We start from the raw sequence: 12,518 nt of genomic DNA, 5'->3' as shown, positions 1-12,518 counted from the left end.
CTCCAATGTTTCAGAGGGGTGTCTTCAGCCTGCGAAACAGTCACAGGCTGAAGCGCTGCTGATCAGTTGAGAGGTTTGTTTTCACCGGGTTTGCCGGGAAGCTGGTTTTTGAACAGCTCAAAATCACCCTGCTTGTCGGCGGTCACAAACATGCGTTCGCGGATAATGGTGTCTTCCGCCCAGTTGAACATGAAAATCGGCGCACCCACCGGAACGTTGGAGAACCGCTTGTTGATGATCAGCGCACCCGGATATTCCGTCAGTCCGATGGTATCGACGTTTTCGGTGGCAATTTTCTGATATTGTTTCATCAAATCCCGTCGCTCAACATTGTCCTGAGACGAGATGAACCTGTTGACGATGGCAACCAGCTGCTTCTCATAGGGCATCAGATCAACCGTGCCGTCCTTCCCCGCGCGGTGATGCCCGCTGGTGCGTGGCCCGGTCGGCGCCAATTGCGCGGTGTTTTGCACCACGGATGTCATGTCGGGATCATTGCGGCGGACCATCCAGTCGAACCGGCCGCCAAAATTGGCCTGATCACGTTTGACACCATCCATTGAGTTCAACACCACTTTTAGGCCAAGCTTTTCCATCTGGCCAATCACGCCTTCGGCAAGATTGCGATCGGTTCCATAGTCTGAGGTGGACAGAAGAACGATCTGCACATCCTGACCACCCGCCACGCCCGCCGGGAAATTGACGAAGCCGTCGCCATCGGTATCCTTCAGCCCGGCCTTGGCCAACAACACCTTGGCACCGGCCAGATCGAAGGGATAATAGATCGTTGACTGGCGATCATAAAAGCTCGTTCCTGACGACAATCCGCCCGGATAAATGGCGGTGAACGGTCCCTTGACCAGCGATTCCCCGATCTTCTTACGATCCAGTGCCATGGTAATGGCTTTGCGGAAATCGGGATTGCGGTTCAGCTCGCGCACGGCCTGGCCACGCGCATCGGGATCACCCCAGCCATTGGCCGAATAGTTGAGCCGCAGATTATAGCCAATCAGACGCGCGCCAAAGGCAAGGCGGGAAGGGGCAGATGGCTGCGCTGCCCGCTTCAGGCTTTCGACAAAATTCTCCGGCTGCTCAAGATTGGACAGGTCGCCGGAGCCAGCAATCGCCTGCACATCGCGGTCGGCCCATGTGGAGAGCTTGTAATGCAGCTCATTGATATAGGGCAGTTGATGCCCCTGCTCATCCACCTTCCAGTAATAGGGATTGCGGCGCAGCACGATCATATCATCAGAACGATAGGACAATGGTACCCAGGCCCCCATCACCGGAATGTTCATATATTCAGGCGGAAAGCCGTTTTTATACTGATCATAGGTGAAGTCCTTGGCATATTTGGGGTGTTTGGTTTTGAGAATATGGGCAGGGCCGGGGCAGAATGTTCCGTAAGCCATGGCGAACAGATATTGCCGCGGAAATGCCTCTTTGAAGGTCCATTCGACGGTATAATCATCAATGGCCTTCAGTGTCGTGCCTTCACCAAAGGTTTCGGGCGTTGCGCCGTTCAAGGGCGTGACATTTCTGTCCAGAACATTGTCATTCCAGTAGAACATCACATCATCGGAGGTGAACGGCACGCCATCCGACCATTTTGCGCCCTCAATCAGATGCATGGTCAACTTGTGTCCATCCGCCGACCAATCCCAGCTCTTGGCGAGATTGGGCAAAGGCTCAACATCATCGGCCTTCACCTGAAACAGCGGAGCTGTACGCGTCAGGCATTCCGACATGGCAATGTCGATACCACCCCAGCCTTGGGTCTGGCCCGCTGAATAGTTCCAGCCCTCGGGCCTGCCACCAATCACGTGGCGCAAGGTATCGCCATAGACACCGATGCCATCGGGCATATTGCCGGTCTTGAACACCAGTGGCTCTTTCGGTAGGCGCTCCTTCACCGGTGGCAGTTTACCAGTTTTGACGAATTTTTCTGTCACCCAATCCGGCTCGCTGTAACTCGGAAGAGCCTTGAACTCCTCAATGGAATCCCGCGGCACATAGGTGATCTTGCCTTGTCCCGGAAAGGGAGGAGCCTCGGGCACGACGGTGGGCTCAGACGCAAAGGCTGCAACAGCAAAAGCCGACACGCCCAGCAACAGGGCAGCAGTCTTTGCGGTATGGGTGACGCTTTTCATGATGGTTGTTCCCTCCTCACTTCTTATAGCTGTGCCGCAAAATGCGCGGCGCTCCCTCGCGGGTCATGTCATCCGGCCCCTCCTCAGAAACCGGATGACATGTCTATGTCTGGATCAGCTTGTGGCCTTCAGCTTTGTCGCTTCCTTTTCGGCCCTCAATTCATCAATGGAACGCACATCGCGCCGGGCAACGCCCTTCCAATCGCGGGTCTTGACGGTACCTCGGCTCAGCCGTTCTTTGGCTTCAGGAATGGCATGGGCATATTGCGGTAGCCATTCAGCCTGGGCAACCACCATCTCATCCACCATTTGCCACACTTCTTCCGGCGTGCAGATCGCCCCCACCAGCGGATCATGCAGCACCGCCAGTTTCAACAGATCAATATCCCCCGAAATGGCGGCATGGACCGACATGCGCTGCACATTGATTGACGAAATGCAGGTGGCCGCACAGGCCTCCGGCAAGGTTATGCCCGCCACCATATTGATGCCGAAGCGATCCACAAATCCGGGCGATTCAATAATCGCATCCAACGGCAGATTGGTGATGATGCCATTGTTTTTCACATTGAAATGGCCGCGATAAACCCGCCCGGTTTCCAGTGCTTCCAGAATATGGCTGGCATGTTCATTGGAGCGCTTGGCGGGGTCCAGCGGCTTGCCCGCACTTTCCAGAAACTGCGGAAACTCGGTTTCAAACCAGTTGCGGGTCTCAGTGGAATAGCGCAGATAACCGCCGGTTTCGCCGTGAATCCAGTCGGACATATCAATCCAACGGGTAATCTCTTCAGGCCGCTTGCGATACCAAGGCAGATATTCCGACAGATGGCCGTTGCTCTCGGTTGAATAGACCCCGAAGCGTTTCAAGACATCGATACGCAGTTTTTCCTGCTGCGAGAACACCGGATGGGCCTCAAAGGCATCGATCAGCTCCTGCTTGCCAATCTTGCGGCCCTTGAGGCGCACATCGACAAACCATGTCTGGTGATTAATGCCGGAGCAAATGTAATCCAGCTCGCCCGGACCGGCACCCAAAATCTCGGCGATCTGCTCTGCACCATGCTGCACACCGTGGCAAAGCCCGATCGTATCGACCTTGCCATAGTCAATCGCCGCCCAGGTATTCATCGCCATGGGGTTGGCATAGTTGAGGAATTTTGCTCCCGGCTCGGCCAGTTCACGGATATCCTTGCAGAAATCCAGGATGACCGGAATATTGCGCTGGCCATAGAGAATGCCGCCGGCGCAAATCGTATCGCCCACACATTGATCGACACCATATTTCAGCGGAATTCTGATATCATCGGCATAGGCCCCAAGACCGCCGACGCGCACGCAGCTGATAATATAGCGCGCACCCGAAATGGCATCGCGGCGATCCGTAGACGCCGTCACCTTGGCAGGAAGCCTGTTTGCCTCGACAATCCGGTCCAGAATTGTCTTGATCATATCAAGATTGTGCTGGCTGATATCGGTGAGCGCAAATTCCACATCGTGAAACTCCGGCACACTCAAAAGGTCGGTGAAAAGTTTCTTGGTAAAGCCGACGCTACCAGCCCCGATGATGGCGATCTTGAAGCTGCTCATACAATGCTCCTCCACATGTGTTAGACCGTTTTGTCCCGAGAGGGTAAAATTGATTCGCACAGGCGGAATGAAGCGTCCCGTCAAGTGCCGGTCGCATTCCTTGCGAATATTGCTAGGATCAATGTATATTTTCCTCTTGATCGGCATTATCTGTAAAATCGTTCAGACCACCAGAGAGGTATTATGCTTTCATGGGTAATTCTGTGCTAAAGATGATGATTGACGCTGGGCCGATCATGCGCACCGTTTCGCTGCCTCGGGGCCGCCATAGCCTGCATACAATGCCCACCAGCACAGGCTATGAAGTGCGCAGCGATGCCACCTATGACTGGGATGGCAGGAAGCGTGGGCAAACACCGTTTACCGTTCTTCAATACACGATCTCGGGTGCTGGAAACCTGCGCTATGAAAACAGCATCTATCGGGTCACGCCGGGCCAGACATTGCTGCTCGTGGTGCCGCATAATCATCGATATTGGCTGGAGCCCGGAGGACGCTGGGAGTTCTTCTGGATTTCGATGAATGGCGAGGAAGCGCTGCGAATCCATAACGCGATCCTCACGGCCATGGGACCTATTCTCAACCTGAACCAGCAGACCGTCGAGCATCTTGCCGATTGCAGCCAACGTCTCATTGCCGGAGGCGCGGACACGCCGGGGCGGGCCTCGGCAATCGCCTATGAGGCGGCCATGGCGCTTTATGACGATGTTTTCGGCTCACACCCGGCCTTGAGCGCAGAATATCGCACAATGCAGCATGTGATCGATCATATCTCGGCCAATCTGGATCAGTCTCTCTCCGTTGAGCAACTGGCGGCAGTGTCTGGTCTCAGTCGGGCCCATTTCTCACGGGTCTTTGCTGCGAGCGAAGGCATGCCGCCAGCGGAATTCGTGCTACACAAACGTCTGAAAAGAGCAGTCAAACTGCTGACAAAAGGCTCGCATCTCTCCGTAAAGGAGATATCAACGATGTGCGGCTTCGAAGAGCCGAACTATTTCTCCAAGGTTTTCAGGCGGCATTTCGGCGCCAGTCCGACCGAGTTCCGGACGACCGGAATGTACTCGAGCATGGTGAAGAGCGTTGTTGAGGCCGAGACAAAACCGGCTTGATTTCATAGGCCTGACCTGAGCCAATGATGAGGCGCAGTCGGTTTTACCAGTTTTGTCGGGGCTTGTTGTCGCACGGCTACCGAACCGTGCGACAACAAGGATTCTAAATGCTTAGGGATGCGCAGGGCCGTTCAACCGATCAATAACCTGAAGCAGGATATCGGCACAGGCCTTCATCGGCTCGTCGTCAGCACATTTGATATCAATTCTGGTGTCGCCATCCTCGACCCGGAAATGCGCTGCCTTTGAGGGTGCTGGCGGCGGTGGTGGGCGATGGCCATGGGGACCCATCGGGCCTTCTGGGCCACGTGGAGGAGGTCCTGCACGCTCTTCCGGTCCACCGGGCATGCCCGCTGGCGGTGGTGGTGGTGGTGGTGCGACATCGGCGTCGGGAGCCATGCCGCCTGCAATGGGCGGGGCTGGCGGCGGCGGTGGTGGTGCTGGGGGCTGCTGGGCAAATGCGGTGCTGGCAAGGGCAGCAAGAGCGACGGCGGAAAGAATGTATCGTTTCATAGGTTCTATCCTTTGGTGGGGTGGAAAGCCCATCACTTAACGTGACAAACCAGTTTTGGTTCAAATTGCTCAGGGGGCAGGTCTATGAGCAAAGTCACCGAACGCCCTATGGGGCGGCGGACCGGGAGGACCAAGAGCCGCGGTTTTCCCGCTGCTATCGACCAGGTAACTCGCACGCACGAAACCGTCGTCGAACCGACCCTGGATGGTCACGACGTCATCCTTCGTGACAAGGTCGCCACTGTCTCCAGCAGGACCGGTTTCGACCAGGGCCTTGCCGCTGTCGTCCTGCAGGATGAACTTGTTGCCATAAATATCGACAACTTTTCCCTTGATGGTGACCAGGCTTGATGTCGGCATCGTTGAGATAGCAACAGGAGACAAGGGGGCCATTTCGGGAGCGGGGTGCACCAGCTTCATGGCACCGGCACCTCCAACCGCGCCGATGGCGAGCGCCACGGCGATTGCAGGAAGCGTCATCCAGTATCGTTTTCGTCGCTCGTGCGGAGGAGCAGGCCTGCCAGCCTTTTCCGGATGCTCGTCGCTGGGATGTTCGACCGTCATCGTTCATTCTCCTTGGTGATTGACCAGAGCATTTCCAACTGCAAAACCGCTGCATACTGTGTTGGAAATGGTTTAGTGCACTGACGCATTCACTTCGTTCATGCTTTCGTGCACTCATTTTTTGTTTATGCATCGATTTTTCCAAACTCGGCTGATGCCTCCGTTTGGATCGATGCACTAGGGTCTGTCGTGCTCGTTTGTCTTTTCAGGAAAACCGGTTTCCACTTCCCCTGACAAACTCCAGGGCAATCTACGCTCCATCTGCCGTTACCCCGCTGAACCTTCTGGTTCAGATTCAGTTCAGCCATTTTCGATAAGTCTGGCTCTTCTCCTACAAATGAAAGTTAGTTCTCATGCGCGTACTGCTCGTCGAAGACGATGAAGACCTGAGTGGCCGGATCGCCACTGCGCTGAGGTCGGAGAACTTCGTGGTCGACATCGCCCGCAATGGCGAGGACGCGCTCCATGCCGGACTGACCGAGTTGTTCGATATTGCCGTGCTTGATCTCGGGTTACCGAAGATCGATGGCGTCACGGTTCTAAAGGGGTGGCGCGAAAGCGAACGCAATCTCCCTGTTCTTGTCCTGACGGCGCGTGACGGCTGGCCGGACAAGGTATCGAGCTTCAAGGCCGGTGCCGACGACTTCCTTGCAAAGCCGTTCAAAATCGAAGAGCTGGTGCTGAGGCTGCGGGCCTTGGTTCGCCGCGCAACCGGCCATGCTTCTTCGCGCATTTGCTGTGGCGCGCTGATGTTTGATGCTCAACTCGGCACGTTTGAGCTGAATGGGCTTCCAGTCAAACTGACTGCGCTGGAATGGCGGGTATTATCGTGCCTCATGCTCCGAAAGGAGATGGTTGTTGATCGGCGCGAGTTGAATGAGCGGGTTTACGACGGAGACGCTGAGGTGGATTCCAACTCCATCGAAGTCATCATCGCAAGGCTGCGCAAGAAGCTTGGTTCTGACATTATCGAGACCGTCCGCGGTCGGGGCTATATGCTGACAGCGCCAGTGCAACCATGACATTTCCTACGCTCAACCGCCCCAGATCAATTGCCGGACGACTGCTGATTTTTTCCGGCATCTTCGTGACTTTGGCCCTCGTGGTGGCGTCTGCCGTTCTGTGGTTGGCGCTCAAAACCGTCATCCGCGAGCAGATCGATCAGCGCCTCGATACCCAGATCAGCGCGCTAGCCAGTGCGGTGGTGCGGGATAAAGGCGGTAGGCTCACGCTTTCCACACCGCTGGACGCACCGCCGTTCGATCGCCCCGGATCAGGCTGGTATTGGCAGATCGAGAGCATGGGGCAGCAGCTCACCTCACGTTCGCTGTTGGGTGGAACCATAGACACTCCGCCACTAAGCCAAGATTTCTTCCAGATGATCACCGCCACGCCGACCCCTGGAGAGGGTCATGACCATGGGCGAACGCTCTATTTGCGTCAGAGCACCCGTGATGTCGGTGGCGCCATCATGACGATTACAGTGTCCGCGCCTCAAGCAGCGCTCGCCGATCCCGCTATTCGCGCTTTGCTGTGGCTGGCACCCAGCATGCTGCTGTTGGGCGCTGTGCTGATGATCGGCACGCTCTGGCAGATCCGCTTTGGCCTTCGCCCCCTCACATCGATGGCAGCCGACATCGACGCCATCAATCGTGGAGAAAGGTCTCGGCTTCCCGATATGCCCATCATCGAACTCGCGCCACTGGCATCAAAGACCAATGCGTTGATTGAGGCCAATGACGAGAGACTGGCCGCAACACGCATTCAATTTGCCAATCTGGCGCACGGATTGAAGACACCCGTCGCCAGCCTGCTGCTGGCGCTTGATAGCGGCAACGATCAGGACGGTTCGCTGCGCGACCTCGTCGCTAAAATAGACAACAGGATCAAGCACCATCTCAGTGCCGCCCGTCGGGTGATGGCATCGGCGGCTTCGGTTGCGCGCACCAATGTGGCTCAGTCAATTGCCGACGTCTATGGCGCGATCAGCCTGATCCATGCGGATCGTGGCATCACCTTTCAAACCGAAGTGGCGGATGGATTGTGTGTCGCCTGCGACGACAAGGATGTCGAGGAGATGTTGGGCAACCTGATCGACAACGCCTTCAAGTGGGCATCGGAGCATGTTTCAGTTCTTGCTGAGCGGGATGGACCCATGGTGAGGATCAGCGTCGAAGACGATGGCCCCGGCATCCCGTTGGAGCGTCTCCATACAGTTCTACTGCCTGGGGTTCGGGAAGACGAACGGGTTCCTGGCGATGGTTTTGGTCTGACGATTGTAACGGAAATGGCCGGTCTCTATGGGGGATCGTTTGAACTGGAGCGGATTGACCCGACTGGCCTGCGTGCGGTGCTTGCACTTCCAGCCGCCAAAGGTTCCGTCCAATAACCTGATGAAGTGCCGCTTATCTTGACTGGTCAACCAATCGTGACGGCTGACGCATTTTCTGTAAAGCACCCTTGTCCAAATTCCTTGCCGACCGCAGCGGTAAAGCCATATAAGGCAGCATGACCTCTGATTCAAAGATTTTTGTTGGCCTCCGGTCGACACGTAAAAAGCCTGCTCCAGACCGTGGATCGACAGGCCCGAAATGCCAATGGGATGGCTGCGACAAGGCTGGAACGCATCGCGCTCCTGTCGGCCAAATTGCCGAGGGCCTCTATCTGCTGTTCTGTGCCGATCATGTGAAAACCTACACCAAAGGTTACAATTTCGCACCGAATCTCTCCGACCCTGTAACGGCGCGCTATCAGAAGGATGCGGCGAGCGGCAAGCTGCAGACGTGGGGGACCAGCGTCAATAAGCCGTCGGAAATTCCGCTCCCTTCTACGGCCCGCTCCGGCTCTGCAAAGGCGACAAACGCACGTAAAAGCGCTGCACAGCGCCAGGCGGAAAAATTGGATACTCAGCGTCGTAAGCTCAAGGTGCTGGAAGCAAAGGCTTTCGAGACCCTTGGCCTTTCGCCGGATGCAACGCCGGAAGAGATCAGAAGCCGCTATAAGCAGAAGCTCAAAATGCATCATCCGGATGCAAATAACGGCGATCGAAACTCCGAGGATAAGCTTCAGGCTTCGATCGACGCCCATAAAATCCTTAAGCTCAACGGATTTTGTTGAGTGTAGGACACGAAAGAACAGGCAGGTTCAAGTGCGGTCTTTCTCCCGAATTGCCAATCACTGAACCTAGCCAATCTCCAGGATGGCCTTGATCACACCGGCTTGAGGCTGGGACCATTCCTTAAAAAGCTTGACGCCATCATCAAGGTGGCCGGTATGGGTGTTCAAAGCCCGCGTCGGCACCTTGCCAGCCTCAATCTGGCGGACGACTTCGGCAAAATCGTCGGGTTGGGCATTGCGGCTGGCAATCAGCGTTGCCTCGCGCTTGTGGAATTCCGGATCAGAGAAGGTGATGTCCTGACGAACGACGGAGAGCAGGACGTAGCGTGCGCCGTGGGCGAGGAAATTGAAACCGCGCTGCATCGGAATGGCATTGCCGGTGGCATCGATCACCACATCGAAACCATCGCCACCCGTCATCCGCTCGACTTCGGCCTCGGCGGAAGTATCGGCAAACAGCGATTGATCCGCCATGAGGCGATCCACGGCAAAGGCCAGGCGATCCTCGCGGGTATCCATAACAGTCACATGCGCGCCTCTTGCCTTGGCAAAGATGATTGCCGACATGCCGATCGGCCCGGAACCGGTGACGAGAACACGATCCTCGTGTCCGATGTTACCGCGTTTGACACCATGAGCCCCGATGGCCAGAAACTCGATCATCGCGGCGTCAGCGAGTGAAATGCCACCCGTTGGTACGACGTTTTCTTCTGGCACGCTCACATATTCGGCCATGCCGCCATCACAGTGAACGCCAAGAACCCGGATATTCTGGCAGGCATTCGACAAACCCTTGCGGCAGGCATGGCAGGCACCGCAGGACAGATAGGGGACAATATAGACGGCATCCCCGGTCTTCAGCCGGCTGCCTGCGGGCGCCTCCGCAACCGTTCCCGACAATTCATGTCCCATGACGCGAGGATATTCCAGGAAGGGATGCTTGCCCGCATAGATGTGAAAATCCGTGCCACAGATACCGACATGGCGGATGCGCACGAGAACCTCGTTTTCTGCACGCGGTGGCGGCGCGCGCTCGATAAGGGAGAGGCGGCCGGGTTCTTCGCAGATGAGCGCTTTCATCAGGATGTCCTTTATTCAGTGGATGACGGGTCGCGTGTTGGGAAGCTGACGCGTCAGACTGCCTTTGGCGTGGGGAACGTATAGCCAGCAATCGATTCCGGCTTCATCTCGATGGAAAAGCCGGGACGGGACGGTGGCATGTAGGCGGCGTTCTGGATGACGCAGGGATCGATGAAGTGCTCGTGCAGATGGTCTACATATTCGATCACGCGGCCCTCTCTGCTGCCGGAGACCGCGATGTAGTCGATCATCGAAAGATGCTGGACATATTCACACAGCCCGACGCCACCAGCATGTGGCCAGACGGGCTTTTCGTATTTCGCAGCCAGCAACAGCACGGCCAGAACTTCGTTGAGCCCGCCCATCCGGCAGGAATCGATTTGCACGATGTCGATCGCCCCCTCGGTGATGAATTGCTTGAACATGATGCGGTTCTGGCACATCTCGCCGGTTGCGACCTTGATCGGCGCAATGGCATCGCGGATCTTGCGGTGCCCTGCCACATCGTCCGGGCTGGTTGGCTCCTCGATGAAAAAAGGTTTGGCAAAGGCGAGCTTTTTCATCCAGTCGATGGCCTGTCCGACTTCCCAGACCTGATTGGCATCGACCATCAGATAACGGTCCGGCCCGATCACCTCGCGGGCAATCGTCAGGCGACGAATGTCGTCCTCGAGATCACGTCCAACCTTCATCTTGATATGATTGAAACCCTGGTCGATGGCGTCCTGTGCCAGACGGCGCAGCTTGTCATCGTCATATCCCAGCCATCCGGCCGAGGTTGTGTAGCAGGGATAGCCTTGCTTTTTGAGAAGCGCGATGCGGTCCCCCTTGCCGTCTTCCGCCTTGCGCAGGATATCGACAGCTTCCTCACGGGTCAGTGCATCGGTGAGATAGCGATAATCGACGATGTCGGCGATTTCCTCCGGCGACATGGTCGATACGAACCGCCAAACCGGCAGACCGGCCTGCTTTGCCATGGCATCCCAGAAGGCATTGACGACAGCGCCTGTTGCCAGATGCATGGCACCCTTATCAGGTCCGATCCACCGCAACTGGCTATCGCCGGTCAGCTTTCGCCAGAACTGGCCAGGTGCTGCGCGCACTTCTGCGAGATCCACGCCCACCACCAGATGGCGCATGGCCTTGATTGCCATACAGCAGATATCGTTGCCGCGGCCAATGGTGAAGGTGAGTCCATGGCCTTCCAGGCCCGGCTCATCCGTTTCGAGGACCACGTAGGCTGCCGAATAATCCGGGTCCGGGTTCATGGCATCGGAGCCGTCGAGGCTTGCGGATGTCGGAAAGCGCAGGTCGAAAACATGTAGATTGGTAATGCGGGTCATATCAGCCTCTCGGGCAGGTCTGCAAAGCGATGATGCGCTTTCGAGCCGGGCCTGCAAATTGAAACAAGCATTGGTGCCTTCTTCTGCTCACTTAAAAACGGGTCATTATACGAAGAGTCATTGAAAATGACTCTTCGTATACCACTTTCGAATATCTCAAGCCCTTGATGCATTTGAGATATTCGAAACTTTTTCAAGTCGAGGATGCGTGAGCATCTTCGAGACTTGGTATTATGAGTCCCTCAAAGGCCATAGAAGCGGCGGGCATTTTCACAAAACACCCGATCATGGGTGGCTTCCGGCACGATGGCCCGGGCCTGGGCAAACCAGCTTTGGTAATCGCTGACGAGGTTCAGTACCGGCCAGTCGCTGCCCCACATCACCCGGTCCGCCCCGAAAAGTTCGAGGATCGTTTCGGCATAGGGGCGAATGGCTTCGGGCTGCTGCGAACCGGCTTCGGTCAGCAGGCCGGACAGTTTGCAGGAGATGTTTTCCAGATCGGCAAGCCGTGTCATGGCCGTGCGCCAGTCGCTGTAGAGCCCTTGCGCGATGACGGGTTTTGCACCGTGATCAATGACGATAGGCAGAGCGGGATGACGGCGCGCAAACCTCTCCAATGGTGCGAGATGGCGGGGCAGAACCAGAGCATCGAAGGTGAGATCTGACGCCAGCATCGCCCCGATGGCCGGGTCGAGTGCGGGATCGTCGATCCAGTCATCCTCGGCAATATCCTGCACCATCGGGCGCAGGCCCTTCAGCTTTGGATAGGTCGCCAGTTCCGTGATGAGAGTGGCCGCATCCGCCGCCTTCAGGTCAATCCAGCCCACCACGCCGAGAATGAAATCATGGTGTTGCGCCAGATCCAGCAGGAATTGCGTGTCATCGATGCTCGGCAGTGATTGAACCAGAACCGTTCCCCCAACGCCCGTCGCTGACAGTTGCGGCTCTAAGTCTACGGTCCCGAAGTCCCGGTAGATGGCGGCAAGCTCCGGCGGAGGCCATTGGCCTTGCCGGTTTTTCATGAGCCAGAAATGCTGATGGGCATCGATGATCAT

11 protein-coding genes are annotated in these 12,518 nt (G+C 56.5%); 4 read left to right on the top strand and 7 right to left on the bottom strand.

Features of this window, described 5'->3' with window-relative positions:
* Window positions 1–62: 62 nt before the first annotated feature.
* Window positions 63–2,150 (bottom strand): ABC transporter substrate-binding protein, encoded by a 2,088-nt coding sequence (locus H1Y61_RS20225; RefSeq protein WP_180574599.1) that lies wholly within the window; start codon window positions 2,148–2,150, stop codon window positions 63–65.
* 114 nt (window positions 2,151–2,264) lie between these two features.
* Window positions 2,265–3,737 carry an alpha-glucosidase/alpha-galactosidase gene (gene melA / locus H1Y61_RS20220; protein ID WP_180574598.1) on the bottom strand — a complete coding sequence of 491 codons (1,473 nt, stop codon included), beginning with the start codon at window positions 3,735–3,737 and terminating at the stop codon, window positions 2,265–2,267.
* Window positions 3,738–3,928: 191 nt separating this feature from the next.
* On the opposite strand from melA, the gene H1Y61_RS20215 reads away from it, so the two are divergent.
* The gene (locus H1Y61_RS20215; protein WP_180574597.1) at window positions 3,929–4,846 is read left to right on the top strand and encodes an AraC family transcriptional regulator; all 918 of its coding nucleotides are present in this window, start codon (window positions 3,929–3,931) and stop codon (window positions 4,844–4,846) included.
* Between the two features lie 111 nt (window positions 4,847–4,957).
* Here H1Y61_RS20215 and H1Y61_RS20210 read toward each other — a convergent pair whose 3' ends face one another.
* Both H1Y61_RS20210 and H1Y61_RS20205 read right to left on the bottom strand, forming a co-directional pair.
* Entirely contained in the window at window positions 4,958–5,359 is a 402-nt protein-coding gene (locus H1Y61_RS20210) for a hypothetical protein (RefSeq protein WP_180574596.1), read from the bottom strand.
* Between the two features lie 69 nt (window positions 5,360–5,428).
* A complete protein-coding gene (locus H1Y61_RS20205) occupies window positions 5,429–5,923 on the bottom strand; it encodes a hypothetical protein (RefSeq protein ID WP_180574595.1) in 495 nt (164 codons plus the stop codon).
* A gap of 353 nt (window positions 5,924–6,276) precedes the next feature.
* On the opposite strand from H1Y61_RS20205, the gene H1Y61_RS20200 reads away from it, so the two are divergent.
* From H1Y61_RS20200 to H1Y61_RS20190, 3 genes are all read left to right on the top strand, one after another.
* Complete coding sequence (locus H1Y61_RS20200) at window positions 6,277–6,945, top strand: response regulator transcription factor (protein WP_071206971.1); 669 nt, start codon at window positions 6,277–6,279, stop codon at window positions 6,943–6,945.
* A complete protein-coding gene (locus tag H1Y61_RS20195; protein ID WP_174112253.1) occupies window positions 6,942–8,312 on the top strand; it encodes a sensor histidine kinase in 1,371 nt (456 codons plus the stop codon). Before H1Y61_RS20200 ends, H1Y61_RS20195 begins: the two co-directional genes overlap by 4 nt.
* Window positions 8,313–8,431: 119 nt before the next feature.
* Complete coding sequence (locus tag H1Y61_RS20190) at window positions 8,432–9,040, top strand: J domain-containing protein (protein ID WP_070163452.1); 609 nt, start codon at window positions 8,432–8,434, stop codon at window positions 9,038–9,040.
* Window positions 9,041–9,106: 66 nt separating this feature from the next.
* Here the strand turns inward: H1Y61_RS20190 and H1Y61_RS20185 are convergent, their stop codons facing one another.
* The 3 genes from H1Y61_RS20185 to H1Y61_RS20175 all read right to left on the bottom strand — a co-directional run bounded on the left by H1Y61_RS20185 (window position 9,107) and on the right by H1Y61_RS20175 (window position 12,518).
* Window positions 9,107–10,120: a zinc-binding alcohol dehydrogenase family protein gene (locus H1Y61_RS20185; RefSeq protein ID WP_180574594.1), complete on the bottom strand. Its 1,014-nt coding sequence runs from the start codon at window positions 10,118–10,120 to the stop codon at window positions 9,107–9,109.
* A 53-nt stretch (window positions 10,121–10,173) separates the two neighbouring features.
* Window positions 10,174–11,463: an L-fuconate dehydratase gene (locus tag H1Y61_RS20180; protein WP_180574593.1), complete on the bottom strand. Its 1,290-nt coding sequence runs from the start codon at window positions 11,461–11,463 to the stop codon at window positions 10,174–10,176.
* 242 nt (window positions 11,464–11,705) lie between these two features.
* Window positions 11,706–12,518 carry an amidohydrolase family protein gene (locus H1Y61_RS20175; RefSeq protein WP_180574592.1) on the bottom strand — a complete coding sequence of 271 codons (813 nt, stop codon included), beginning with the start codon at window positions 12,516–12,518 and terminating at the stop codon, window positions 11,706–11,708.

The sequence above is a fragment of the Agrobacterium vitis genome (assembly GCF_013426735.1).
Lineage (GTDB): Bacteria > Pseudomonadota > Alphaproteobacteria > Rhizobiales > Rhizobiaceae > Allorhizobium > Allorhizobium vitis_D.
Note: the sequence above shows the minus strand (reverse complement) of the source record. Positions and strands in the feature narration are given on the sequence as shown.

Bases quoted from the DNA above. Each gene is read 5' to 3' on its own strand.
- H1Y61_RS20225 (WP_180574599.1), bottom strand. From the start codon at position 2,150: ATGAAAAGCGTCACCCATACCGCAAAGACTGCTGCCCTGTTGCTGGGC.
- melA (WP_180574598.1), bottom strand. From the start codon at position 3,737: ATGAGCAGCTTCAAGATCGCCATCATCGGGGCTGGTAGCGTCGGCTTT.
- H1Y61_RS20215 (WP_180574597.1), top strand. From the start codon at position 3,929: ATGGGTAATTCTGTGCTAAAGATGATGATTGACGCTGGGCCGATCATG.
- H1Y61_RS20210 (WP_180574596.1), bottom strand. From the start codon at position 5,359: ATGAAACGATACATTCTTTCCGCCGTCGCTCTTGCTGCCCTTGCCAGC.
- H1Y61_RS20205 (WP_180574595.1), bottom strand. From the start codon at position 5,923: ATGACGGTCGAACATCCCAGCGACGAGCATCCGGAAAAGGCTGGCAGG.
- H1Y61_RS20200 (WP_071206971.1), top strand. From the start codon at position 6,277: ATGCGCGTACTGCTCGTCGAAGACGATGAAGACCTGAGTGGCCGGATC.
- H1Y61_RS20195 (WP_174112253.1), top strand. From the start codon at position 6,942: ATGACATTTCCTACGCTCAACCGCCCCAGATCAATTGCCGGACGACTG.
- H1Y61_RS20190 (WP_070163452.1), top strand. From the start codon at position 8,432: ATGACCTCTGATTCAAAGATTTTTGTTGGCCTCCGGTCGACACGTAAA.
- H1Y61_RS20185 (WP_180574594.1), bottom strand. From the start codon at position 10,120: ATGAAAGCGCTCATCTGCGAAGAACCCGGCCGCCTCTCCCTTATCGAG.
- H1Y61_RS20180 (WP_180574593.1), bottom strand. From the start codon at position 11,463: ATGACCCGCATTACCAATCTACATGTTTTCGACCTGCGCTTTCCGACA.
- H1Y61_RS20175 (WP_180574592.1), bottom strand. From the start codon at position 12,518: ATGATCATCGATGCCCATCAGCATTTCTGGCTCATGAAAAACCGGCAA.